Raw genomic sequence first — 25,027 nt, forward strand, 5'->3', positions numbered from 1 at the left:
TCATGGCCCCCCTCAAGATCACTGTGATCGGCACCGGATACCTCGGCGCCACGCACGCCGCGGCAATGGCGGAGCTGGGGTTCGAGGTGCTCGGACTGGACGTGGTGCCGGAGAAGATCGCCATGCTCGCCGCCGGCCGCGTCCCCATGTACGAGCCGGGACTGGAGGAGTTGCTCGCCACCCACGTGGCCGGGCTGCCCGGGTCCACGGGCCGGCTGCGCTTCACCACCTCCTACGAGGAGCTCGGCGCCTTCGACGCCGACGTGCACTTCGTCTGCGTGAACACCCCGCAGAAGCACAACGAGTACGCCTGCGACATGAGCTACGTCGACGCGGTCGTGGAATCGCTCGCCCCGCACCTGACCCGGCCCGCCCTGGTCGTCGGCAAGTCCACCGTGCCCGTCGGCTCCGCCGAGCGCCTCGCCGCCAAGCTGACCGCGCTCGCCCCGGCCGGCGAGGAGGTCGAGCTCGCCTGGAACCCGGAGTTCCTGCGCGAGGGCTTCGCCGTCCAGGACACCCTGCACCCGGACCGGATCGTCATCGGGATCGACGGCGAACGCGGCGAGCGTGCCGAGAAGCTCCTGCGGGAGGTCTACGCGACCCCCGTGGGCGAGGGCACCCCGGTGGTCGTCACCGACTTCCCCACCGCCGAACTCGTCAAGACCGCCGCCAACTCCTTCCTCGCCACGAAGATCTCCTTCATCAACGCCATGGCCGAGGTCTGCGAGGCCGCCGGCGGCGACGTGGCGAAGCTGGCCGAGGCCATCGGCCACGACGAGCGCATCGGGAAGAAGTTCCTGCGCGCCGGCATCGGTTTCGGCGGCGGCTGCCTGCCCAAGGACATCCGCGCGTTCATGGCGCGGGCCGGCGAGCTCGGCGCCGACCAGGCCCTGACCTTCCTGCGCGAGGTCGACTCCATCAACATGCGCCGCCGCGGCCACATGGTCGAGCTGGCCCGCGACGCCGTCGGCGGCTCCTTCCTCGGCAAGCGGGTCGCCGTCCTGGGCGCCACCTTCAAGCCGGACTCCGACGACGTCCGCGACTCCCCCGCCCTGAACGTGGCCGGCCAGATCCACCTCCAGGGCGGCCAGGTCACCGTCTACGACCCCAAGGGCATGGACAACGCCCGCCGGGTCTTCCCCACCCTCGGGTACGCCGACACCGCCCTGGACGCCGCCCGCGGCGCCGAGGTGGTCCTGCACCTCACCGAATGGCGGGAGTTCCGCGACCTGGACCCCGCCGCCCTCGGCGAGGTCGTCACCGACCGGCTCGTCCTCGACGGCCGCAACGCCCTCGACCCCGCGCTGTGGCGCGCGGCCGGCTGGACCTACCGCGCGATGGGCCGTCCCCGCGCCTGACGCGGCGTCGGCCCGGTGCGGGCCTTGATCCGCTTCGTTGCGGAACGAGTGGTTTCACATCTCGTCACCGGATCGTTGGCGTGACCAGCCGGGGCCGCGCGCAACGGATCGCTAGACTCACGCCCGATGACCAGTACGAGCACGACCATCGACTCCGCACTCCGGGGGCACGCCGGCCGCCTGGCCATGGCGGGCTTCTGGCTGGCCACCCGGACCCTGATGGTGGTCCTTCTGGTGGTGAACCTGCAGGGCACCTCATCGGTCCGCGTGGAGATCACCCAGACCTACAACAACTGGTACAACGTCCTCGTCACGGGGACGATGCCGCACGGCGACGTCATGTGGCAGTACCCGCCGGCCGCGGCCGCGATCTTCCTGTCACCCGACCTGCTCCCCTTCTTCAGCTACTTCGAGGCCTTCGTCGCCCTGACGGTGATCTGCGACGCGCTGATCACCGTCGGCCTGGTCCGCGCCGCCCGCCGCGCCGACGGCAGCCTGGCCGGCGCCGTGCTGTGGCTGACCACGCTGCCGCTGATGCTGTCGCTGCCCTTCGCCCGCTACGACCTGCAGGTCACCCTGCTCGCCGTCGGGTCACTGCTGTGCCTGCGCTTCCGCCGCAAGCTCGGCGGGGTCCTGGCCGGAGTCGGCGCCCTGGTCAAGGTCTGGCCCCTGCTCACGCTGATCGGCACCCCGCGCGGCCGCACCACCCGCGACGCCGTCCTGTCGGCCGTGGCCGCCGGGGCCGTCCTGCTCGCCGTGCTCGCGCTGTTCTTCCGCGACACCCTCGGCTTCCTGGACAACCAGGGCAACCGCGGCATCCAGGTCGAGTCCCTCGGCGGCTCGGCCCTGATGTTCGGCAAGCTCGTCGGCGCCTGGTCCGGGACGTCCGAAGTCCGCTACGGGGCCTACGAGTACGTCGGCCCGTACGTCTCCAGCGTCGCCCTGATCTCCGTCGGCCTCACGGTCGTCGGGTTCGCGTGGCTGCTGCTGTGGCGGGTGAAGGCGCGGCGCTGGACGACCGCGACCCCGCTGGACGCCGCGCTCTGCGCGATCCTCGTCTTCACCATCACCAGCCGCGTGCTCAGCCCGCAGTACCTGATGTGGCTGGTCGGCCTCGTGGCCGTCTGCCTGACCTGCAAGCACACCACGCAGCGGCCGGTGGCCTGGCTGATCGTGGCCGCGACCGCGGTCACCACGGCGATCTACCCGCTGACCTACGTCTCGGAGATCCTCGCGGGCACCGGCCTCGGCACGTTCCTCCTGGTGCTCCGCAACGGCCTGCTGGGCTGGGCGGCCGTCCTGTCCTGCGTGCGCCTGTGGCGGGCGAGCGTGAGCCCCGTCCCCGTCCCCGAAACGGGGTCCGGGTCCGGATCCGGTACGAGCAGCGGTGCCGGGGCCTCGGCGGCCCCGGCACCCCAGGCGGGCTCCGGCGTACCGGCCCGCGTCTGACGACAGCTCAGGAAGTCCTACGGTGCTGCGCCGCGCGGGCGGTGAACTCCGCGTCGCGCACCACCCGCTGGGCGTTGCCCCAGGTGAGCAGCGCCAGGTCGGTCTCCGGCCAGCCCCGCTCCAGCAGTTCCGCGATCAGCCGCGGATAGCCCGAGGGGTCCGCCAGTCCGGCCGGCCGGGGGCTGCCCGGCTCGGCGCCGAAGCCGGCGCCCAGGCCCACGCAGTGGGGGCCCGCGACGGCCCGTACGTGCTCCACGTGGTCCGCGACCGCGTGCAGGGAGTCCCCGGTCAGTGCGGTGTCGAAGCTGACCATCGCCAGGCCGTTCGCCGCGCGCAGCGCGAGCAGCACCTCGTCGGTCACGTTGTCCGGGTGCGGGTTGAGGGCGGCCGCCCCGGTGTGCGAGACGATCACCGGCGCCTTGGAGGCCGCGGCGAGCTGACAGGCCGGTGCGGGCCGGCAGCCCCTGAGGTCCAGCAGCATCGCCAGCAGGTTCATCTCCTTGACCACCTCGTGGCCGAAGGCGGTCAGCCCCTCCATCGCCCACGGGGCCCCGGCGGGCGCGAGGATCCGTACGCCCAGCGCGTGGAAGGCGCGCAGCGCGCCCAGCGAGTCCGTCAGGGTGCGGCCGGGCACGGGGCCGAGGAAGGAGGCGATGCGGCCCCGGTTGCGGGCGTCCGCCAGGTCGTCGGCGCTCAGCGCGAGGCAGAGGCTGTCGGGGTACCGGCGCATCAGGGCCAGTGCCCCGTCGATCTGTTCGAGGGTGTCGGACACCACCTGGTCGGTGGCCGCGGCCTCGCGGGGCAGGAGCAGCGACCAGAACTGCGCCCCCACTCCCCCGGCGCGCAGCCGCGGGATGTCGGTGTCGACGCCCGTGTCCGAGGTCTCGATGTCGTGGTACGGACTCGTCCGCAGGGTCCAGACGAGGGTGTTGCAGCCATCCGCTACGGGATGGACGCTGAGCAGTGCGGCGGCCCGGTCCAGGGCGCCCGGGAGCAACGTGCCGGTGGGATCCTCGGCTCCTAGGGAGCCGGGGCCCACGGGGGTCACCGGGTTCGTGTGCGGTTCGTCCTGCAGGTCGGCCATGGCGTGCGCTCCGGTCTCGGCGGCTGTGTCGTTGCGAAAAGCAGCGGGAGAGAAGCAGGGAAGATGTTGCCACCGTGACATGTGGGACGCCGGAGGCGCCCGGCGGATGTGGCGTTCGGGTGTAACCAGCGGGTGTGCGCTGGTCACGGCCCGTACGCCGGATCCGCCGGGCGGGGCCGGTCAGGAAGGTGCGGGACTCCTCGGCCTCAGACCGGGAGCACCGCGTTGGACGGGCCCCTGGAGGCCGACTGCTCGCGCGCCACCGCTTCGGCGTCGCGCAGCGTCCGTACCGCGTTCGACCAGGTCAGCTTGGCCAGGTCGGCCTTCGACCAGCGGCGGGCCAGCAGTTCGGCGACCAGGTTGGGGTACCCGGCCACGTCGTCGAGCCCGCTCGGGGTGAAGGCGGTGCCGTCGTAGTCCCCGCCGATGCCGATGTGGTCGACGCCGGCCACCTCGCGCATGTGATCGAGGTGGTCGGCGACCGTGGCGGCCGTGGCCACCGGGCGCGGGCGCGCCTCCTCGAAGGCCCGGTGCAGGGCCATCGCCCCGGGGGTGGTGTCGAGGTGGTGGTAGCCGTGCGCGCGCAGGTTCTCGTCGGCGGCCAGGGTCCACTCGACGGCTGCCGGGAGGATGAACTTGGGCACGAAGGTGGCCATCGCGATCCCGCCGTTGGCCGGCAGCAGCGCCAGCACGTCGTCGGGGATGTTGCGCACGTGGTCGCAGACGGCCCGGGCCGAGGAGTGCGAGAAGACCACCGGCGCGGCCGTGACCGCGAGCGCGTCGCGCATCGTGGTCGCGGCGACGTGCGAGAGGTCGACGAGCATGCCGATCCGGTTCATCTCGCGGACGACCTCGCGGCCGAAGTCGCTGAGGCCGCCGTGCCTGGGCTCGTCGGTCGCCGAATCCGCCCAGTCGATGGTGTCGTTGTGCGTGAGCGTCATGTACCGCACGCCGAGCCGGTGCAGGGCGCGCAGGGTGGCGAGCGAGTTGTTGATGGAGTGCCCGCCCTCGGCGCCCATCAGCGAGGCGATCCGGCCCCCGGCGCGCGCCGCCTCCATGTCGTCGGCCGTCAGCGCCCGCACCAGGTCGCGCGGATAACGGTCGATCAGCTGGGCGACGACGTCGATCTGCTCCAGGGTGGCGCTGACCGCGTCGTCCCCGGCGTAGTCGGAGCGCACGTAGACCGACCAGAACTGCGCGCCGACCCCTCCGGCACGCAGCCGGGGGATGTCGGTGTGCAGGTGGCCCTTCTGGTCGCGGCCGATGTCGCGCCGGTCCAGGTCGTAGCGCACGGTCTCGCGCAGGGCCCAGGGCAGGTCGTTGTGCCCGTCGACGACCGGGTGCTCGGCGAGCAGTTCGCGCGCGGCGTCCAGGTGCCGGGACGCGTCCGGGGCCCCTGCGGCGTTGCCGGGGGTCACTTGCCGAATCCGAAGGAGTCCTGGCCGGCCACCTTGGAGCGCAGCCGCTTGCCCTTCTCGGTGGCCTGGTCGTTGAGGTCCTGGAGGAAGTCGTTCATCCGGGCCCGCAGCTCCGGGTCGTGCGCGGCCAGCATCCGTACGGCGAGCAGCCCGGCGTTGCGGGCACCGGCGATCGAGACGGTGGCCACGGGGATCCCGGCGGGCATCTGGACGATCGACATCAGGGAGTCCATGCCGTCGAGGTACTTCAGCGGGACGGGCACGCCGATGACCGGCAGCGGGGTGACGGAGGCGAGCATCCCGGGCAGGTGGGCGGCGCCGCCCGCGCCCGCGATGATCGCCTTGAGGCCGCGCCCGTCGGCCCGCTCCCCGTACGCGATCATCTCGCGCGGCATCCGGTGGGCGGAGACCACGTCGACCTCGTAGGGGATCTCGAACTCGTCGAGGGCCTGGGCGGCGGCCTCCATGACGGGCCAGTCGGAGTCCGAGCCCATGACGATGCCGATGACGGGAGCTGCTGCGGAGGTGCTCATGCGGTGATGGTTCCTCTGAGATAGCCGGCTGCGTGACGTGCTCGCTCCAGCACATCGTCCAGGTCGTCGCCGTAGGTGTTGACGTGGCCGACCTTGCGGCCGTGTTTCACGTCCTTGCCGTACATGTGGATCTTCAGCTGGGGATCGTGGGCCATGCAGTGCAGGTACGCCGCGTACATGTCGGGGTAGTCCCCGCCGAGCACGTTCGCCATGACCGTCCACTTCGCCCGCGGGCGCGGGTCGCCCAGCGGGAGGTCCAGGACCGCCCGTACGTGGTTGGCGAACTGGGAGGTGATGGCACCGTCCTGCGTCCAGTGGCCGCTGTTGTGCGGGCGCATCGCCAGTTCGTTGACCAGGATCCGGCCGTCGGTGGTCTCGAAGAGCTCCACGGCCAGGTGGCCGGTCACGCCGAGCTCCTTGGCGATGCGCAGGGCCAGGGCCTGGGCCTCGCCCGCCAGGGCCTCCGAGAGGTTCGGCGCGGGGGCGATGACCGTGTCGCAGACCCCGTCGACCTGGATGGACTCCACGACGGGGTAGGACACGGCCTGGCCGTGCGGGGAGCGGACGATGTTGGCCGCGAGCTCGCGGACGTAGTCCACCTTCTCCTCGGCCAGGACCGGGACGCCCGCCTTGAACGGGGCCTCGGCGTCCGCCTGCGTACGGACGAACCACACGCCCTTTCCGTCGTACCCGCCGCGCACCGTCTTGAGGATGACGGGGAACCCGCCGACCTCTTCGGCGAAGGCGGCCGCGTCCGCCGGATCGCTCACGATCCGGTGGCGGGGGCTGGGCGCGCCGATCGCGTCGAGCTTGGCGCGCATCACCCCCTTGTCCGCGGCGTGCACCAACGCGTCGGGCCCCGGGCGGACGGGGATGCCGTCGGCTTCCAGGGCCCGCAGGTGCGCGATGGGCACGTGCTCGTGGTCGAAGGTGATCACGTCACAGCCGCGCGCGAAGGCGCGCAGGGTCTCCAGATCGCGATAGTCGCCGATGACGACGTCGCTCACGACCTGGGCCGCCGAGTCCTGTGGAGTGTCACTGAGGATCTTGAATCTGATGCCGAGGGGGATACCCGCCTCGTGGGTCATGCGGGCGAGCTGTCCGCCGCCGACCATGCCGACTACCGGGAACGTCACTCCTCCAGGGTATCCGGCGGTATTCCGCCATCCGGACCCACCCGGGGGCGGCGCTGGCCGGTACCCGCCGTGCCCGTATGGCGGGTGTGCCGTGTGTCGCACGGTGCCCGAAGGCGCAGACGTACCGATGGGGCGACACTTAGCATGGGCACGCACGGTCAAACGTGTGACGTGTACGTGCGACGCCTCATACGGGGGCCCCGAAGACAGGACTGAGCCTCATATGAGCAAGCCGGAGAACGGATCCGTCCTCGGCCGTGCGCGCGGTCTCGTGCGCGAGATCGCCAGGTTCGGGGCCGTCGGCGGGCTGGGCGTCCTGGTCAACCTGGGCGTCTTCAACCTGATCCGGCAGGTCACCGACCTCCAGGTGGTGCGCGCGAGCGTGATAGCCACGCTGGTGGCCATCGTCACGAACTACCTGGGCTTCCGCTACTTCGCCTACCGGGACCGGGCCGACCGGACCGGGGCGGGCCGCACCCGTGAGCTCGGGCTGTTCGTCGCGTTCAGCGCGATCGGGCTCGTGATCGAGAACGGCATCCTCTTCACGGCCACCTACGGCTTCCACTGGGACGGGCCGCTCGCCTCGAACTTCTTCAAGTTCACCGGCATCGGCATCGCGACCGTGTTCCGGTTCTGGTCCTACCGCACCTGGGTCTTCAAGGCCCTGCCGGCGCCGGCCGCGGCCTCCCTGGTCGTCGAGCAGCGTGACGGCCAGGCCGCGGCGGAGGTCCAGGCCGCCCCGGTGGCGCGGACCCCGGAGACCGCGGCCAACTGAGGCCCGCGGCCTCCAGCCCCTCCCAGCGGACCTTCCTCAGCGGACCGTCTGCTCCGGTTCCGAGCGCTGCGGCGCGGTCCGGCTCAGGAACAGGGCGAACACCGGCGGCTGGGCCTGGAGCAGCTCCAGGCGGCCGCCGTCGGCCTCCGCGAGGTCCCGGGCCACGGCGAGGCCGATGCCGGTGGAGTTGCGGCCACTGATGGCCCGCTCGAAGATCCGGTTGCCGAGGTCCGGCGGGACGCCCGGTCCCTCGTCGGTGACCTCCAGTACGGCCTGGTTGCCGATCACGCGGGTCCGCAGCGCCACGGTGCCGCCGCCGTGCATGAGGGAGTTCTCCACCAGCGTCGCCAGGACCTGCGAGACCGCTCCGGGGGTGCCCACGGCGCGGATGCCGGTCTTCCCGGAGCGGACGACGGCCCGGCCCGCGCTGCGGTAGGCGGGGCGCCACTCCTCCAGCTGCTGTTTGACGACCTCGTCCAGGTCGAAGGGGACGGCCGAGCCCGTGCGCGGGTCTCTGGAGTTCGTCAGCAGCCGCTCGACCACGTCCGTGAGCCGTTCCACCTGGGTGAGCGCGATCGTCGCCTCCTCCCGCACGGTCTCCAGGTCGTCGGTGACGGTGATCTCCTCCAGCCGCATCGACAGGGCCGTGAGCGGGGTGCGCAGCTGGTGCGAGGCGTCCGCGGCCAGGCGCCGTTCGGCGGTGAGCATGCGGCCGATCCGCTCGGCGCTGGAGTCCAGTACGTCCGCGACCCGGTCCAGCTCGGGGACCCCGTACCGCTTGTGCCGGGGACGGGGGTCCCCCGATCCGAGGCGCTCGGCCGTCTCGGCGAGGTCGGTCAGCGGGGAGGCCAGCCGGTTGGCCTGGCGTACGGCGAGCAGGACGGCGGCCACGACGGCGAGCAGGGCGACGGCGCCGACCACGGCCAGGGTCCGGCCCACCTCGCGGGTGACGGTGGACCGGGACTCCTCGACGACCACGGTCTCGCCCTGCTCCCCGCGGGCGGTGCCCCGGATGACGCTGTCGGTGATGCGCGTCCCGATCTCGACCGGTTCACGGCCGGGCATCGTGATGCGGGCGTACCGGCCGGGGCCGAGCTGTTCGGAGATCGCGCCGGGGTCGACCGGCTTCTTCTCCAGGACGTCGCTCTCGACGATGCCCACCAGCCGCAGCGCCTCGGACTCGATGCGGTCCTGGGCACCGCTGGTGATGGTGCGGGTCTCGACGATGACGAGGGAGACCCCGAAGACGGCGATGACGACGAGCACCACGGCGAGCGTGGAATTGATCAGGCGGCGGCGCATGGCTCCGAGAATGCCCTAGATATACGGTCCCGGGTGGATTCAGCGCTTCTCGAAGGTGCTCTCAGCTCTTCTCGAAGCGGAAGCCGACCCCGCGGACGGTGGCGATGTAGCGGGGGTTGGCGGCGTCGTCGCCGAGCTTCTTGCGCAGCCAGGAGATGTGCATGTCGAGGGTCTTGGTGGAGGACCACCAGGTGGTGTCCCAGACCTCGCGCATGAGCTGGTCGCGGGTGACGACCCGGCCCGCGTCGCGGACGAGGACCCGCAGCAGGTCGAATTCCTTGGCGGTGAGCTGCAGCTCCTCCTCGCCCATCCACGCCCGGTGCGATTCGACGTCGATCCGCACCCCGTGGGTGGCCGGAGCCTGGGAGGCCTCGGTGGCGCCGCGCCGCAGGAGGGCCCGTACGCGGGCGAGCAGCTCGGCGAGGCGGAAGGGCTTGGTCACGTAGTCGTCGGCGCCCGCGTCCAGGCCCACGACCGTGTCGACCTCGTCGGCGCGGGCGGTGAGGACCAGGATCGGGAATCCGTGCCCCTCGGCGCGCAGCCGGCGGGCGACCTCCAGCCCGTCCATGCCCGGCAGTCCCAGGTCCAGGACGACGAGATCGATACCGCCCTGCAGTCCCGCGTCCAGGGCGGTGGGGCCGTCCTCCCGGACCTCGACCTCGTACCCCTCCCGGCGCAGGGCGCGGGCCAGGGGTTCCGAGATGGATGCGTCGTCCTCGGCGAGCAGTACACGCGTCATGTGGGTGATGGTAGTCCGCGGCGGGCGAAAGAAGAGGCCCGCCTACAGGCCCCTGTTGATCTGGGCTCAGAAAGTACTAACAGCCTTCGAATGTACCCAGTTGGTTCCACTGCAACCTGTGATCCATATCTCAAGTACTTTCATATGCGGCACTGTCGTGTCGTATGGTGTCGAGACGCCTGATGCACTACCTCAAAGAGACTTTCGAGCGAAAAACAGCCGAAAGTCTCTATTTCTGCCCTGATCGGGCAGGCATTGTTGTCGCACCGCCCGTTCGGGCAGCTGGCAGATGACAGTGAATGACCTATGGGCCGGGCCCTTCGCGCGATGGAGCGCGACAGGGCGTGGATCCCGGTTACGGATGTCCCTTCGTCTCCGCCCCACGGAGCGAGACCCCCGGGCGTGGGGTTCGGATCATCCGCTGCCGGTACCGGCCACCCCTCACCGGGCGCCGTTGAGCTCACGAAGCCGCGCGTCCCGAGCAAGCAAGGATCGACCATGGCTTCCAGCCTGACGAAGGACTCGGCCGGCACCTCGGCCGAGAAGACCTTCCTCGGCCACCCCAGCGGCCTCGCCTTCCTCTTCATGACGGAGATGTGGGAGCGCTACAGCTTCTACGGCATGCGCGCCCTCCTCGTGCTCTTCCTCGCCACCAACGTGGCCGACGGCGGACTCGGGATGAACGACGCGACCGCGGTCGCGATCTACTCCGTCTACAACGCGATGGTCTACCTGCTCGCCCTCCCGGGCGGCTGGCTCGGTGACCGCGTGTGGGGCGCCCGCAAGGCCGTGGCCGTTGCCGGTGTCGTGATCATGACGGGTCACTTCCTGCTGGCGGTGCCCTCGTCCATCTCGTTCTTCATCGGCCTGGCGCTCATCGCCGCCGGTTCCGGCGTGCTCAAGGCCAACATCTCCACGATGGTCGGCCAGCTGTACAAGGACAAGAACGACCCCCGCCGTGACGGCGGCTTCACGATCTTCTACATGGGCATCAACCTCGGTGCCTTCGTCGCGCCGCTGACCATCGGCTACGTCGGCCAGGAGGTCAGCTGGCACCTCGGCTTCGCCATGGCCGGTGTCGGCATGGCCCTGGGCCTCGCCTTCTACTTCTTCGGCTTCCGCCACCTGAACCCGGTCTCCAACACGGTTCCGAGCCCGCTGAGCGCCGCCGAGAAGTCCTCCGTCGTCAAGAAGGGCCTGATCTGGCTCGGCGTCGCCGTCGCCGCCTACGCCGTCATCGGCCTGGCCGGCATCTTCACGATCAACTACGCGCTGTGGCCGCTGACCATCGCCGGTCTGCTCCTCCCCACCTGGGCGCTCCTGCGCATCAAGCGCGACAAGGACCTCTCGGGCGTCGAGCGCTCGCGCATGTCGGCGTACGTCTGGTTCTTCGCCGCCGCCGCCATCTTCTGGGCGATCTACGACCAGACCGGCTCCACGCTGGCCCTGTTCGCGAAGGACAGCACGGACAGCACGCTGTTCGGCTTCAACTTCCCGGAGAGCTGGTTCCAGTCGCTCAACCCGCTGTTCGTGATGGCGCTCGCGCCCCTCTTCGCGATGCTGTGGGTGGCGCTGGCCCGTCGCTCCAAGGAGCCCACCACCCTCGCGAAGTTCTCCTTCGCGCTGGTCATGATCGGCGTCTCCTTCGGCGTCATGATGATCGCCCAGGGCCTGGCCACCGGAGACACGAAGGTCAGCCCGATGTGGCTGGTCGGCGTCTACTTCATCCAGACCGTCGGTGAGCTCACCCTCTCCCCCGTCGGCCTGTCGCTGACGACCAAGCTGGCGCCGCAGAAGTACGCCTCCCAGATGATGGGTGTCTTCTTCCTCGCGGTCACCGCCGGTGACTCCACGATCGCCCTGCTCCAGCTGCTCGGCGCCCCGACGGACACCCAGGGCTGGTTCGCCACCCAGGGCGTGCTCGCGGTGCTCGCCGGCATCGCGATCTACATGTACCGCAAGAAGGTCCAGCCCCTCATGGGCGGCGTGCACTGACGCACCCCCGTACGGGCAACGGCCCGGCGCGCCTTTCGGCGTGCCGGGCCGTTCCTTTGTGCGGTGTACCGGTGTGTGCCGGTGTGCCGTTACCGCTGGCCGCGCAGGCGGCGCCACGGGGTGAAGGTGAAGACGGCCGCGCCGAGGAGCATCACCGTGCCGGCGACCAGGGCCAGGGCCTTGATGCCGCCGTCGTCCGAGGCTCCGGTCTCGGCGAGGCCGCCCGAGGTGCTGCCCGAGGAGCCGGAGGTGCCGGAGCCGCCGGGCTGGGCGGCGGTGTCCAGCGTGAGCGAGACCGCGCTGGACTTCGCGACGCAGGGCACCACGATCGGGGCGGAGCCCGGGGCCATGACCACGTTGATCGTCAGCTTGTCCGGGGTCAGCGTGGTCTTGCCGGTCTTTCCGGGCTTGTAGGTGCCCTTCATGTCACTGAGGCTGACCGGTGCGCCGCCCTTGATCGGCTCGGGGTTGCCCGGGCCGCTGACCTTGACGATGCCGCTGTCGGCGCCGCCGAGCTTGATGTCCAGGGCGGGCTGGAGAGCTCCCGCGGGAAGGTCCATGGGGCTGTTCATCACGCCCTTGGCGGTGGTGGCGGTCAGGTCGTAGCTACCGCCGTTCTTCTTCGCGTTGATCGTCACCTTGCCCTTGAGCGGGCCTCCCGGGAGGAAGGTCCCGCAGTCGAAGGTGACGTCCACGGTCTGGCCCGGGAAGTCGCTCTGACCCCCACCGGACGGGGAGGGCGTGGGGCTGGTGGGCGGCGCGCTGGTCGGGGGCCGGCTCGTCGGGGGCGCGCTGGTCGGGGGCTGGCTCGTGGGCGGCGCGCTGGTCGGAGGCTGGCTCGTCGGCGGCGTGCTGCCCGATGCGCTGACCTTGATCGTGGCCCCGACCGGGACGGTCGTCCCCTCCTTGGCCGCGCACGCGGTCTCCGTGCCCATCACGCTGATCTTGTACGAGGCCGGGGTCAGGGTGACCGTGCCGGCCTTCGTCAGCTTGAGCTTCGCCTTCATGGGAGTGATCACCATCGGCGAGTTCTTGGGGATCGGCGGATTCTCCGCCTTTCCCTGCACCGCCAGGTCACCGGTGGCGTCCCCGCCCAGCTTGAGCACCCCGGACGGGGTCACGGAGTTCGCTTCCAGGTCTACGTAGCCCGGGTTGTCCGAAGCCGCCTTGGTGGTCTTCCAGACCACCTCCACCTCATCGCCCACCTTGGCCTCGGCGGGCGTCACGGTGACCTCGGCCTTGGTCGTTCCCTCGATGTTGGCCCCGATCGGCGGGTCGCACACGGTCGGGAACGAGATCTCGGCCGCGCCGGCCGGGGCCGCGGCCACCATCACCACGCCCGCGCCGCCGAGAAGCAGCGCGATCGCGGCCGCGCTCATCCTCCGTTGGGTGTTCACAGGGTTCCTTTCGTCGTCGGACTGTTCTCAGACGGTGCGGACGTCTGTGCTGCCTGTGGTGCCTGTGCTGCCTGTGGTGCGTCGGATGGTGCTGCTGTCCCCGGCGCGTCGTCCGGGGTGAACCACGGCAGTACCGCCGTGGTGGTCTGTGGGGGTTCGTCCGCCGGGGCGGAGCGGGCCAGCGGTCCTCGTACGGGGCCTCGCGCGGGACCCCGTACCGCCGGGATCCGCGGCAGCCGGGCGGTCACCGCCGCCGCCGGGTCGGGCTGCGGACGGTGGCCGCGGTGGCGGCCCGACTCGCGCGGGCGGACCTTGTCGACGACGGCCATGCCGATCCGGAAGACGCCGGCCGGGATCACCAGCAGGAGCAGGCCCCAGAACAGCAGCACCCCGTACGGGCGGTCCACGCCCCAGGGCTGCGTGGCCAGGACCGTCTCCCCGTACTTGAGGGAGAGGGTGTAGTCCCCGTGGGCGCCGGCCGTCAGGGTGGCGTCGAGGGAGACCTCCGCCTTGCCGCCGGGCGGGATGGTGCCCTTCCAGCGGACCTCCTCCCAGGTCGGCGCGAACACTCCGTGGGCGGTGCCGAGCTGGAAGACCGGGTCCTTGACCGCGGCGGAGCCGAGATTGCCCACGGTGACCGTGAACTTCCGGCCGGGCGGGGCCCCGAACCAGGTCAGCACCCCGTCCTCGCCCTTGAGCCGGACCCCGGTGAGCAGGGCGAGCCGGCCCGTGCCGCCCTCGGCGGGCAGGTCGGCGACCGCGTGGTCGGTGATCTTCAGCGGGGCGGCGACGGTGGACTGGTCCCCGTTGACGGAGGTCACGTTGACCACGCAGGGGCAGGGCTTGGGCGGGGCGACCACCGGGAGCTGGGCGGAGAAGTGCCCGTCGGCGGCGACCGAGACGGCCACGCCGTCGGCGTTCGCGCAGCTGTTGGTGCCGCCGATCATGTTCTGTCCGCAGACCAGCAGCATCACCATGGTGTTGGCCCGCCAGCCGGTTCCGGTGACGGCTAGCTCCGTGCCCTTGGCGGCTTCCTTGAGCGAGAGGGCCACGGCGGGTTTGGGCCCGTCGTCCGCGGCCGCCGGGGCCGCGGCGGACAGCGCGAGCGCGCACACCGCCAGCCCTGCCGCCAGCCCCGCGCGTCCCGCCGCGACCAGGGCCCTGACCTTGTCGCCGTGTCTCCCACCGGCCATGGCGCTCACCTGGGTGCTCCCGTCAGTTCGTGTTCCGGCGCTGGGGCTTCTTCGGGTACGGCGCTCCCGTGCGGCGCGGGCCCGGTGCCCGGTCCGGACCCGCCGGAGCGGATCCGCCGCTTGCGTACGAGGAGCAGCGAGGCCGTCGCGACGCCGCCGAGGCCCAGCACCCCGAGGCCGGTGGTGCCCGCGATACCCCAGGGCACGAACCACGCCGAGGTGCTCCCCGTGGCGCGGGCGCCGCCCGGGGCCGTGACGGTGAGGGTCAGGGCGACCCGGTCGAACACGGGCGCGCCGGGCCAGGGTTCGGTCAGCTCGACGCGCTGACCGGGCAGCACCTCGACGGGCAGGGCGCGCACGCTGCGGCCCGCGACCTTGCCGAGGGCGCCGTCGGCGCTGATGGCGAGCTCGGGGGCGAGGGCCACGTTGCCCCGGTTGACCAGCGTGTACGCGACGCGCGCGGTCGCGCCCTTGCCCCGTACGGCCACGTCCTCGACCGTGAGCGCCGCCAGCGCGGGGCCACCGACGCGCAGGTGGACCCGTACGCCCACCTCGCGGCCGGACTCGGTGGCGACGACGGCGGCCGGGTGGTCCCCGGGCGGGGAGCCGGGCGGCACGGTGACGGTGAAGGGGACCACGGCGCGGGTGTGCGCCGGGACCTTGACCGTGGTGGCCGCGCCGAAGCTGATCCACAGGCCCGCGCCGGTCGACTCTTTGGCGCTGCGCACGGCGAAGGCGCCGGCCGCCGTGTTGTAGGCGTCGGCGCCGCGCAGGGTGATGGTGTGCTCCTGGTCGCTGGTGTTGGCCAGGGCGAGGCGGTCCTCCAGCACGGTGCCGGAGTTCCCCGCGGCGTAGAAGAACGGGCGGGCGAAGTACGGGCGGGCCCCGGCCTTCGCCGCCGCGGGCGCGCTCCCGGCGACGGGCTCGGCGGTCCAGCCGGGCCCGTCGGCGGCGGCCGGGGCCGCCACCGCGCAGGGGAGCGCGGCGACGATCGCGGCGGCGACGGTGGCGAGGAGGAGCCCGCCGGACCTTCGGGGCGAGTGGAGCACGGGCATGACCGGGTGCGCTCCGTTCAGGACCGGGCCCGCTGGCCGCGCCGGGTCAGCCAGAGCACGCCGGCGGCGCCGGAGAGGATCACGGTGGCGCCGAGGGTTCCGAGGGCGATGGCGGAGTCCTCGGGACCGGTCTGCGGGAGGCTGTCCCCGGTGGTGGTGTCGCCGCCCGAGCCCGTCGCGTCGAGTTCGAGCGAGGGCTTGGGGCTGTTGCCCGGGGTGCAGGTGGTGGTCGTACCCATCGCCTTGATCGTGAGCACGCCCGCGGTGAGGGTGACCTTGCCGGACTTCTTGGGCGTGTACGTGCCCGAGAGGTCGCTGATCTTGATGGGGGTGTTGGCCGGAATGGCCTCGGGGTTGGGCGGCCCTGAGACCGGCACCGACACCTTCTCCGCGCCGTCGACCACGATCACGGCGCTGGGCGTCATCGCGCCCTTGCCGAGCTCGATGGGGCTGGAGGAGACGCCCTTCTGGAAGGACATCGTCAGCTTGTACCCGCTGCCCTCCTTGACTCCTTTGATCTCGATCGGCGACACCGCCGATTTGGGGCCGATGGGGGTCTTGCAGTCGTACTGGACGTCGACGACGGCCGCATGGGCTGCGGGGGCGGCCAGCAGTACCGCCGCCCCCGCCAGCGCGGAGGCCAGCGCGAGCGCGGTGGAACGTTTCCGGTCGGACACCTTCGTCTTCCCCTCGAACCTTGGGCCACAAGTTACTGACGGCACATCAGATTGGTGGCTCAAGGTAGCCCCGGGGCCTTACGGAGGGAAGACAAAGGACAGCGCCGTATCAACAGCCCGTCCACAGGCCGCGATGGGCCGCGATCCGCCCCCGGAGGCGACCGACGGCGTCCGGATCCCGACTGTTTCAGGCCGTCTTGAGGCCCTTCTGCCAGACGGCCGACACCAGCGGGACACCCGGCCGGTAGGCGAGGTGGACGTGGCTGGGGGCGTCGAGCAGGGCCAGGTCCGCGCGGGCGCCGGGAGTCAGGATGCCGATGTCGGCGCGGCGCAGGGCGCGGGCGCCACCGGCGGTGGCCGCCCACAGGGCCTCGTCCGGCGTCATCCCCATGTCGCGGACGGCGAGGGCGATGCAGAACGGCATCGAACTCGTGTAGGAGGAGCCGGGGTTGCAGTCGGTCGACAGCGCCACGGTGACCCCCGCGTCGAGGAGCCGGCGGGCGTCGGGCCACTGCGCGCGGGTGGAGAACTCGGCGCCGGGCAGCAGGGTGGCCACGGTGGTACCGGACGCCTGGGCGAGGGCGTCGACATCGGCGTCGGTGAGGTGGGTGCAGTGGTCGGCGGAGGCCGCCTCCAGCTCGACGGCGAGCTGTACGCCGGGGCCGTGGGAGAGCTGGTTGGCGTGGACGCGCGGGATCAGCCCGGCGGCGGCGCCGGCGGTGAGGATCGCCCGGGCCTGGTCGCCGTCGAAGGCGCCCTTCTCGCAGAACACGTCCACCCAGCGGGCGTACGGGGCGCAGGCGGTCAGCATCTCGCCCGTGACGAGGTCCACATAGCCCGCCGGGTCGTCGGCGTAGTCCGGGGAGACGATGTGCGCGCCGAGGTAGGTGACCTCCTCGGTGTACGCGGCGGCGATGCGGAGTGCTCGTGCCTCGTCCTGGACCGTGAGGCCGTAGCCGGACTTGGTCTCGAAGGTGGTGGTGCCCTGGCGGCGGGCCTCGTGGAGGTGGCGCACCAGGTTCGCTTCGAGCGCGGCGTCGGAGGCGGCGCGGGTGGCGGCGACGGTGGTGCGGATGCCTCCGGCGGAGTAGCTGCGGCCGGACATGCGGGCGTTGAACTCGGCGGTGCGGTCGCCCGCGAAGACGAGGTGGGAGTGGGAGTCGACGAAGCCGGGGATCGCGGACCGGCCCTGGGCGTCGTGGGTCTCGTCCGCCGCCGGGGCGTGGGTGGCTGCGCCGACCCAGGCGATCTTGTCGTCCTCGATGACGACGGCCGCGTTCTGGATGAGGCCGAGGGGGGTGCCGTCGCCGAGGGCGGGGTCGTTGGTGACGAGGCTGCCGATGTTGGTGATGACGGTGGTGGTCATGAGTCCTCGGGTGGTCGAGTGGTTTCGTTCCCCCACCCCGCCCCTTCCCGAAACCGGGGCTCCGCCCCGGACCCCGTTCCGGGCGCTGCGCGCCCGGTGCGCTCAAACGGGGTTCGGGGGCGGAGCCCCCGCCGGGTCCGGGGCGGAGCCCCGGGGCGGGGGCCGGGGCCGCCAGGCCCCGGTTTCGGGAAGGGGCGGGGTGGGGGGGAGGCCCGCCGCAGGCGGAGACGTTGGGCGGAGACGTCAGCCGCGGAGGGCGGCGATGGTGGTGGCCAGGGCCGTCGGGACGTCCTCGACCAGGGTGTGGGCACCGTCGCGGACGATGTGGCGGCCGGCCACGACCGTGTGGCGGACGTCCGCCGCGGAGGCGGCGAACACCGCCGTCTCCGCGCCGAGGCGGGGCAGCGCGCCCGCCGTGCGGACGGAGTCCAGGGCGATGGTGGTGAAGTCCGCGAGGGCCCCCGCCTCCAGGCGGCCCGCCTGCGACCAGCCGAGCGCCGCGTGCCCGTCCTCCGTGGCGGCGGTGAGCAGCGCGTTCGCCGTCCAGTGGCCGCGCGTACGGCTGCTCAGGCGCTCGTTCAGTTCCATCGCCCGTGCCTCTTCGAGCAGGTCGATCACGGCATGGCTGTCGCTGCCCAGCGAGAGCGGACTGCCCGCGCGCTGGAGGCGTACGGCCGGGCCGATGCCGTCGGCGAGGTCGCGTTCGGTGGTGGGGCACATGCAGGTGCCGGTGGTGGTGGAGCCGAGGAGCGCGATGTCGGCATCGGTGAGGTGCGTGTTGTGCACCCCGGTGGTGCGCGGGCCGAGCACCCCGTGGTCGGCGAGCAGTTGGGTCGGGGTGCGGCCGTGGGCCGCCAGGCAGGCGTCGTTCTCGGCGGTCTGCTCCGAAAGGTGGACGTGCAGCGGGGCCCGCCGTTCGGACGCCCAGGCGGCGACGGTGGCGAGCTGCCCCGCGGGTACCGCGCGGACCGAGTGGATCGCGGCGCCGATCAGGGCGTGCTCGCGGGGCTTGAGCGCCGAGACCCGCTCGGCCCAGGCGTCCGCGGTGGAGTCGGAAAAGCGCAGCTGGTGGGGTTCGGGGGCCTTCCCGAAGCCCGACGACAGGTACGCCGTGTCGAGGAGCGTGATGCGGATGCCGGCCTCGGCGGCGGCCGCGATCAGCGCCTCGCCCATGGCGTTGGGGTCGGCGTACGGGGCTCCGCCGGGGGCGTGGTGGACGTAGTGGAACTCGCCCACCGCGGTGATGCCGGCCAGCGCCATCTCGGCGTAGACGGCGCGGGCGAGCGCGAAGTAGCTGTCCGGGGTGAGGTTCTGGGCGACCTTGTACATGAAGTCGCGCCAGGTCCAGAAGGTGCCCGAGCCGACCTGCACGGTCGAGCGCAGGGCCCGGTGGAAGGCGTGGCTGTGCGCGTTGGCCAGGCCCGGGACCGTCAGGCCGCGCAGGACCTCCGCTCCCGGGGGCGGGGTCTCGTACCCGGGACCGGTCCGCAGGGCGGAGATCCGCCCGTCGTCCGCTACGTCCAGGGCCACGCCCGGCTCGACATGGGTGCCGAGCCAGGCGTGCTCCAGCCAGTACGTCTTCAACTCGTGCCCCTTGAACCGCATGCCAGGCCTTCCAGTACGTCGGCGAGGGCGAGGACGCCCGCCACGCAGTCGTCCTCGGCGGCGAACTCCCGCGGGGAGTGCGAGACCCCGGTGGGGTTGCGTACGAACAGCATGGCGGTCGGGACGGCCGCCGAGAGGATTCCGGCGTCGTGTCCCGCGCCCGTGCCGAGCACGGGGACGGCTCCGCCGAGGATCCGGTTCATCTCCTCGCGCAGGGCGTGCTCGAACTCGACGACCGGGGTGAAGGACTCCCGGACCACGTCCAGGTCGATCCCCTCCGCGTCCGCGCGCTCGCGGGCGGCCTTCTCGATCGCGGTCACGACCGTGTCGAGGGACGCCTGGTCGGCGGCGCGGGAGTCGAGCCAGCCGCGGACGAGCGAAGGGATGGCGTTGACCCCGTTGGGTTCGACGGAGATCTTCCCGAAGGTGGCCACGGCCCCGGCGAGGGCCGCCTCGGCGCGGGCCGCGAGCACGGTCTGCGCGTACGTGAGCATCGGGTCGCGGCGGTCGGCCAGCCGGGTGGTGCCGGCGTGGTTGGCCTCGCCCCGGAAGTCGAAGCGCCAGCGGCCGTGCGGCCAGATCGCGGAGGCGATGCCGACCCGGTCCCCGGACAGGTCCAGGGCCCGGCCCTGTTCCACGTGCAGTTCGACGAAGGCGCCGATGCGGGCGAGGCGTTCGGGGTCGGCGCCGATGGTCTCGGGGTCGTAGCCGGCCGCCTCCATGGCGGCCGGCAGGCTGATGCCGTCCGCGTCGCGGAGCGCGTACGCCTTCTCCTTGGTCAGCTGCCCGGCGGCCAGCCGGGAGCCGACGCAGGCGAGGCCGAAGCGGGCCCCTTCCTCGTCGCCGAAGTTGGTGATGGCCAGGGGCCGGGAGAACTCCGCTCCCCTCCTGCGGAGTTCGTCCAGGGCCGCGAAGGAGGACACCACCCCGAGGGGGCCGTCGAAGGCTCCGCCGTCGGGGACGGAGTCCAGGTGGGAGCCGGTGACGACGGCGTCACCGGCTTCGGGGTCGCCGAGCCAGGCCCACTGGTTGCCGTTGCGGTCGGTCTCGTAGGCGAGCCCGCGCTTTTCGGCTTCCGCCTGGAACCAGGTCCGGCAGTCGGCGTCCGCGCCGGTCCAGGCGTAGCGCCGGTAGCCGCCGGACTCCGCGTGGCGGCCGATGGGCCGGAGCTCGGCCCACATGGAGTGGAACGAGGCTCCGGCGGCGGTGCCTTCGACGGCCTCGCTCACGCGTCGTCGCCCTCGCGCATCGGGATGCGGACGCCGCGCTCGTCGGCGACCGTCTCGGCGATGTCGTAGCCGGCGTCGACGTGGCGGATGACGCCCATGCCCGGGTCGTTGGTCAGCACACGGCGGATCTTCTCGCCGGCGAGCTTCGTGCCGTCGGCGACCGTGACCTGGCCCGCGTGGATGGAGCGGCCCATGCCGACGCCGCCGCCGTGGTGGATGGAGACCCAGGACGCGCCGGAGGCCACGTTGACCATGGCGTTGAGCAGCGGCCAGTCGGCGATCGCGTCGGAGCCGTCGAGCATGGCCTCGGTCTCGCGGTACGGGGAGGCCACCGAACCGCAGTCGAGGTGGTCGCGGCCGATCACCAGCGGTGCGGCGAGGGTGCCGTCGGCCACCATCTCGTTGAAGCGCTCGCCGGCCTTGTCGCGCTCGCCGTAGCCGAGCCAGCAGATGCGGGCGGGCAGTCCCTGGAAGTGGACGCGCTCGCCGGCCATCTTGATCCAGCGGTGCAGGGACTCGTTCTCCGGGAACAGCTCCAGCATCGCCTTGTCGGTCTTGTGGATGTCCGAGGCCTCGCCGGACAGCGCCGCCCAGCGGAAGGGGCCCTTGCCCTCGCAGAAGAGGGGGCGGATGTAGGCGGGGACGAAGCCGGGGAAGGCGAAGGCGCGGTCGTAGCCGGCCAGCTGGGCCTCGCCGCGGATGGAGTTGCCGTAGTCGAAGACCTCGGCGCCCGCGTCCATGAAGCCCACCATGGCCTCGACGTGCGTGGCCATGGACTCGCGGGCGCGGGTGGTGAAGCCCGCCGGGTCCTTGGCCGCGTAGTCGGCCATGTCGTCGAACTCGACGCCCACGGGGAGGTACGCGAGCGGGTCGTGGGCCGAGGTCTGGTCAGTCACGATGTCGATCGGGGCGCCCTCGGCCAGCATCTGCGGCAGCAGGTCGGCGGCGTTGCCGAGCAGGCCGATGGAGAGCGGCTTGCGGGCGTCGCGCGCCTCGACGGCGAGCTGCAGCGCGTGCCGCAGGTCGTTCGCCTTGACGTCCAGGTAGCGGTGCTCGATGCGGCGGTCGATGGCGCGCGGGTCCACGTCGATGCAGATGGCGACGCCGTCGTTCATCGTCACGGCCAGCGGCTGGGCGCCGCCCATGCCGCCGAGACCGGCGGTGAGGGTGATGGTGCCGGCCAGCGTCCCGTTGAACTTCTTCGCCGCAACGGCGGCGAAGGTCTCGTACGTACCCTGCAAAATCCCCTGGGTGCCGATGTAGATCCACGAACCGGCCGTCATCTGGCCGTACATGGTCAGGCCCAGGTTCTCCAGGCGGCGGAACTCCTCCCAGTTGGCCCAGTCACCGACCAGGTTGGAGTTCGCGAGGAGCACGCGCGGTGCCCACTCGTGGGTCTGCATGACGCCGACCGGGCGGCCGGACTGGACGAGCATCGTCTCGTCCTGCTTGAGGGTCTGGAGGGTGCGGACCATGGCGTCGTACGAGCGCCAGTCGCGGGCCGCCTTGCCGGTGCCGCCGTAGACGACGAGCTTGTCGGGGTGCTCGGCGACCTCGGGGTCGAGGTTGTTCTGGAGCATCCGCAGGGCGGCCTCCTGCTGCCATCCCAGGGTGCTCAGCTCGGTACCTCGCGCGGCACGTACGGGGCGGGGTCCTGACATGGCGGTGCCTCCTCCATTGTTGGTCTATCTATTCACATCCTGGCCCCCTGAATAGGTTCAGTCAACAGCTGCGCGCGGACGCGCCGGATGATGGGATGGCGAACATGGCAGCCGACGCACACGCGCACGCCGTCGCGGATTCCGCCGGGCGACGGGACCTGGCCGTACGGGCCGCCGTCGAACAAGGCCTGATCGACGAGGACACCCCCCTCGTCTGCCTGCTCGACACGGCCGGCATCCGCGCCTCCGCCGCCGCCCTGACCAGCGCCTTCGCCCGGGCCCTCGCCCCCGGCACCCCCGTCCTGCACGCCTTCGCCGTCAAGGCGGCCCCGCTCGTCCCCGTCCTGCGGCTGCTCGCCGACGCCGGACTGGGCTGCGAGGTGGCCAGCCCCGGCGAACTGGCCCTGGCCCGCGCGGCCGGGGTCGCGCCGGAGCACATCGTCCTGGACTCCCCCGCGAAAACGGCCGCCGAGCTGCGCGAAGCCCTCGCCCTGGGGGTGGCGGTGAACGCCGACAACCGCCAGGAGCTGGAACGGCTCGACGCCCTCGTCGCGACGGCCTCCACCGCCTCCACCTCCCCGATCGGCGTACGGATCAACCCGCAGACCGGCGCGGGCACCATCGACGCCCTCTCCACCGCCACGGCCACCTCGAAGTTCGGCATCGCGCTGCGCGATCCGGGCGCGCGCGCATGGCTCGTACGGGCCTACCTGGACCGGCCGTGGCTCACCCGGCTGCACACCCACTCGGGCTCCCAGGGGGTTCCGCTCCCCCTGATCGCCGAAGGAGTACGGGAGCTGTACGCACTGGCCGAGGAGATCAACGCGGCGGCCGGGCGGCGGCAGGTCGACACCCTGGACATCGGCGGCGGGCTGCCGGTGAACTTCACCTCGGACACCACCACCCCCACCTACGCGCAGTACGCGAGCGCGCTGCGCTCGGCCGTCCCCGGGCTCTTCTCAGGGGCGTACGGGCTGGTCACGGAGTTCGGCCGGTCCCTGACGGCCAAACACGGGCTGGTCCTCTCCCGGGTGGAGTACACGAAGACCACCGGCGGCCGGGCCATCGCGCTCACGCACGCGGGGGTCCAACTGGCCACCCGCACGGTGTACGCCCCGGCGGCCTGGCCGCTGCGCATCCTCCCCTACTCCGCGAAGGGGGCGCCGCTGACGGGGCCGCCCGTCGCCCAGGACATCGCCGGGCCCGCCTGCTTCGCGGGCGACCTGCTCGCCTCCGCACGGGAGCTGCCCCTGCTGGCCCCGGGGGACCTGGTCTGCGTGCCCGACACGGGGGCGTACGCCTTCACCGCGCACTACGGCTACAACAGCCTGCCCCGCCCGGCGGTGCACGGCTTCGCCGTGGACGCCTCCGGGGTCCGCTTCACCCTGGCCCGGGCGGCGCAGCCCCTGACCTCAATCCCCGCGGAAGCGGGCGCAGCCACCCCCGACGCCCTCCTCTGACGGGGCCGGTTCGCCCCCCGCGGCACACCCCTCCCCGCTGCGACCTTTGCCGCTGCGCGGGGCTTGTCCCCTACCCGCCCTTCCACCGTTCCCCGGGCTCCGCCCGGACCCGCGCCTCAAACGCCGGCGAGGCTGGAGAAGGTCCCCGGGCTCCGCCCGGACCCCCTGGGGCTCCGCCCCAGACCCCGGTCCTCAAACGCCGGACGGCTGAAAAGCCAAACCCCGGCCGGGGCCAAAGGTCCCCCGGCCGGGACCGAATGCCCCCGAGCTGGGACTGAACTGTCTCCCCCGGCCGGAGTCGGGGGCTGCGGGGCCAGGGCCGGGGACGGGGGCGGGGTGGGGTGTTGGCCGGGACGTAAAGCGTGATTTGTGGCGCACAAAGAAGCCGCGCCCTGTCGAAAGTCGGGGACAGGGCGCCTAAATCATGCAGTCCAGGCCAACACCCCACCCCGCCCCCGGCACCGGCCCCCAGACGCAGCCAACCCGCCGCACAGGCCACCCCCAGCCCCGCCGGCGCTTGAGGCGCAAGGGCCCTGAGACCGGGACCCGGCAACCGCCGGCTACTCCACGAACAGCCCCCGCGCCGCCGCCCCCGCGTCAAACGCCTCCAGCCGAGCCTGCGCATCCGGCAGCGCATCCGCCATCGCCTCCAGCAGCACCCGCCCCAGCAACATCGGCGCGCACGCCGTGTCGAAGGCCAGGCCCGTGCCGACGGGCGCCGGGATCAGCAGGTCGGAGTGGCGGGCCACCGGCGCGAAGGCCGAATCGGCGACCGTGACCACGGTCAGCCCGGCCCCCCGCGCGTGCTCCAGAGCCTCCGCGACCTCCTTCGGATGGCGCGGCAGCGCAAAGCACAGCAGGGCCGAGGCCCCCGCCCCCGCCGCCGCGTCGAGCCGGTCGGCGAGCATCGAGCCGCCCTCGTCGAGGAGCCGTACGTCCGGATGGACCTTCGCGGCGAAGTACGCGAACCCGCGCGCCTGCGAGGACGCCGCGCGCAGCCCCAGGACGGGCAGCGGGCTCGACCCGGCCAGCAGCCGGCCCGCCTCGCGCACCGGCTCCGGATCGGCGAGCATCGCGGAGAGCTGCCGCAGGTTCTCGATCTCGCCCTGAACGGCCTGCTGGTACTCGTTGTACGCGTCCTCCTCCCCGCCGCCAGCCCGCTCGGCGGGGGCCACTTCCCGCAGGTGCCGACGCAGCGCGGGATAGCCGTCGAAGCCCAGCGCCACCGCGAACCGGGTCACCGACGGCTGGCTCACCCCGGCCAGCTCGGCGAGCTCCACGCTCGACAGGAACGGCACCTCGGCCGCCCCGCGCACCATGCAGTGCGCGATGCGCCGCTGCGTGGGCGTCAGCCGGTGCCCCTCGAACAGCTTCTGCAGCCGGGCCGCAGGGCTCTCGTTCATCCCGTTCCCCTCCGTCCGACGAGATATTCAGTCACCGAGCACTCTGCATGCGGCTATGCAGGACGGCAAGCCGATCCCGCGATCCGAGACCTTCCGAAACCCACCGGAAGCCGTCTCGAACCCCTCATCAATTCGCTTGACCGGTCCGCCGCCGGCGCTTGATCCTCAAGGGCCGGCCACCGGGATCCGACC

20 protein-coding genes are annotated in these 25,027 nt (G+C 72.3%); 5 read left to right on the top strand and 15 right to left on the bottom strand.

Annotation, left to right across the window (positions count from 1 at the left end; translation table 11 throughout):
* Positions 1 to 2 precede the first annotated feature (2 nt).
* Both OG435_RS18740 and OG435_RS18745 read left to right on the top strand, forming a co-directional pair.
* Positions 3 to 1,358 carry a UDP-glucose dehydrogenase family protein gene (locus OG435_RS18740; protein ID WP_266878076.1) on the top strand — a complete coding sequence of 452 codons (1,356 nt, stop codon included), beginning with the start codon at positions 3 to 5 and terminating at the stop codon, positions 1,356 to 1,358.
* A 126-nt stretch (positions 1,359 to 1,484) separates the two neighbouring features.
* A complete protein-coding gene (locus OG435_RS18745; protein WP_266878078.1) occupies positions 1,485 to 2,807 on the top strand; it encodes a glycosyltransferase family 87 protein in 1,323 nt (440 codons plus the stop codon).
* Between the two features lie 7 nt (positions 2,808 to 2,814).
* On the opposite strand, the gene OG435_RS18750 is transcribed toward OG435_RS18745, so the two are convergent.
* The 4 genes from OG435_RS18750 to OG435_RS18765 all read right to left on the bottom strand — a co-directional run bounded on the left by OG435_RS18750 (position 2,815) and on the right by OG435_RS18765 (position 6,957).
* Positions 2,815 to 3,891 (bottom strand): membrane dipeptidase, encoded by a 1,077-nt coding sequence (locus OG435_RS18750; RefSeq protein ID WP_266878080.1) that lies wholly within the window; start codon positions 3,889 to 3,891, stop codon positions 2,815 to 2,817.
* A gap of 206 nt (positions 3,892 to 4,097) precedes the next feature.
* The gene (locus OG435_RS18755; RefSeq protein WP_266878081.1) at positions 4,098 to 5,309 is read right to left on the bottom strand and encodes a dipeptidase; all 1,212 of its coding nucleotides are present in this window, start codon (positions 5,307 to 5,309) and stop codon (positions 4,098 to 4,100) included.
* Positions 5,306 to 5,842: a 5-(carboxyamino)imidazole ribonucleotide mutase gene (gene purE, locus OG435_RS18760; protein ID WP_266878082.1), complete on the bottom strand. Its 537-nt coding sequence runs from the start codon at positions 5,840 to 5,842 to the stop codon at positions 5,306 to 5,308. Before purE ends, OG435_RS18755 begins: the two co-directional genes overlap by 4 nt.
* The gene (locus OG435_RS18765; RefSeq protein ID WP_430625762.1) at positions 5,839 to 6,957 is read right to left on the bottom strand and encodes a 5-(carboxyamino)imidazole ribonucleotide synthase; all 1,119 of its coding nucleotides are present in this window, start codon (positions 6,955 to 6,957) and stop codon (positions 5,839 to 5,841) included. The genes purE and OG435_RS18765 overlap by 4 nt, the downstream gene beginning before the upstream one ends.
* 244 nt (positions 6,958 to 7,201) lie before the next feature.
* Here OG435_RS18765 and OG435_RS18770 point away from each other — a divergent pair, with 244 nt between their 5' ends.
* On the top strand, positions 7,202 to 7,753 hold the full coding sequence (locus tag OG435_RS18770) for a GtrA family protein (protein WP_266878086.1): 552 nt from the start codon (positions 7,202 to 7,204) through the stop codon (positions 7,751 to 7,753).
* Between the two features lie 36 nt (positions 7,754 to 7,789).
* On the opposite strand, the gene OG435_RS18775 is transcribed toward OG435_RS18770, so the two are convergent.
* Both OG435_RS18775 and OG435_RS18780 read right to left on the bottom strand, forming a co-directional pair.
* On the bottom strand, positions 7,790 to 9,055 hold the full coding sequence (locus OG435_RS18775; RefSeq protein ID WP_266878087.1) for an ATP-binding protein: 1,266 nt from the start codon (positions 9,053 to 9,055) through the stop codon (positions 7,790 to 7,792).
* Positions 9,056 to 9,116: 61 nt separating this feature from the next.
* Complete coding sequence (locus OG435_RS18780; protein ID WP_243335168.1) at positions 9,117 to 9,794, bottom strand: response regulator transcription factor; 678 nt, start codon at positions 9,792 to 9,794, stop codon at positions 9,117 to 9,119.
* A 498-nt stretch (positions 9,795 to 10,292) separates the two neighbouring features.
* Here OG435_RS18780 and OG435_RS18785 point away from each other — a divergent pair, with 498 nt between their 5' ends.
* The gene (locus tag OG435_RS18785; protein ID WP_266878091.1) at positions 10,293 to 11,789 is read left to right on the top strand and encodes a peptide MFS transporter; all 1,497 of its coding nucleotides are present in this window, start codon (positions 10,293 to 10,295) and stop codon (positions 11,787 to 11,789) included.
* 89 nt (positions 11,790 to 11,878) lie between these two features.
* Here OG435_RS18785 and OG435_RS18790 read toward each other — a convergent pair whose 3' ends face one another.
* The 8 genes from OG435_RS18790 to hutU form a co-directional block, all read right to left on the bottom strand.
* Complete coding sequence (locus OG435_RS18790; protein ID WP_266878093.1) at positions 11,879 to 13,168, bottom strand: hypothetical protein; 1,290 nt, start codon at positions 13,166 to 13,168, stop codon at positions 11,879 to 11,881.
* 14 nt (positions 13,169 to 13,182) lie between these two features.
* Complete coding sequence (locus OG435_RS18795) at positions 13,183 to 14,379, bottom strand: neocarzinostatin apoprotein domain-containing protein (protein ID WP_266878094.1); 1,197 nt, start codon at positions 14,377 to 14,379, stop codon at positions 13,183 to 13,185.
* Between the two features lie 5 nt (positions 14,380 to 14,384).
* A complete protein-coding gene (locus OG435_RS18800; RefSeq protein WP_266878096.1) occupies positions 14,385 to 15,434 on the bottom strand; it encodes a hypothetical protein in 1,050 nt (349 codons plus the stop codon).
* A gap of 17 nt (positions 15,435 to 15,451) precedes the next feature.
* Positions 15,452 to 16,111 carry an LPXTG cell wall anchor domain-containing protein gene (locus OG435_RS18805; RefSeq protein ID WP_266878097.1) on the bottom strand — a complete coding sequence of 220 codons (660 nt, stop codon included), beginning with the start codon at positions 16,109 to 16,111 and terminating at the stop codon, positions 15,452 to 15,454.
* A 187-nt stretch (positions 16,112 to 16,298) separates the two neighbouring features.
* Positions 16,299 to 17,477: an imidazolonepropionase gene (hutI, locus tag OG435_RS18810; protein ID WP_266878098.1), complete on the bottom strand. Its 1,179-nt coding sequence runs from the start codon at positions 17,475 to 17,477 to the stop codon at positions 16,299 to 16,301.
* Between the two features lie 243 nt (positions 17,478 to 17,720).
* A complete protein-coding gene (locus OG435_RS18815; RefSeq protein WP_266878100.1) occupies positions 17,721 to 19,082 on the bottom strand; it encodes a formimidoylglutamate deiminase in 1,362 nt (453 codons plus the stop codon).
* On the bottom strand, positions 19,058 to 20,263 hold the full coding sequence (locus tag OG435_RS18820; RefSeq protein WP_266881862.1) for an allantoate amidohydrolase: 1,206 nt from the start codon (positions 20,261 to 20,263) through the stop codon (positions 19,058 to 19,060). Before OG435_RS18820 ends, OG435_RS18815 begins: the two co-directional genes overlap by 25 nt.
* Positions 20,264 to 20,307: 44 nt before the next feature.
* Positions 20,308 to 21,972 (bottom strand): urocanate hydratase, encoded by a 1,665-nt coding sequence (gene hutU, locus OG435_RS18825; protein WP_266878102.1) that lies wholly within the window; start codon positions 21,970 to 21,972, stop codon positions 20,308 to 20,310.
* A gap of 104 nt (positions 21,973 to 22,076) precedes the next feature.
* Here hutU and OG435_RS18830 point away from each other — a divergent pair, with 104 nt between their 5' ends.
* A complete protein-coding gene (locus OG435_RS18830) occupies positions 22,077 to 23,432 on the top strand; it encodes a diaminopimelate decarboxylase (RefSeq protein WP_266878104.1) in 1,356 nt (451 codons plus the stop codon).
* Between the two features lie 560 nt (positions 23,433 to 23,992).
* Here the strand turns inward: OG435_RS18830 and OG435_RS18835 are convergent.
* Positions 23,993 to 24,835, bottom strand: coding sequence for a MurR/RpiR family transcriptional regulator (locus OG435_RS18835; protein WP_266878105.1), 843 nt, complete (start codon positions 24,833 to 24,835; stop codon positions 23,993 to 23,995).
* Positions 24,836 to 25,027 lie beyond the last annotated feature (192 nt).

The sequence above is a fragment of the Streptomyces sp. NBC_01264 genome, assembly GCF_026340675.1.
Classification (GTDB): Bacteria; Actinomycetota; Actinomycetes; order Streptomycetales; family Streptomycetaceae; genus Streptomyces.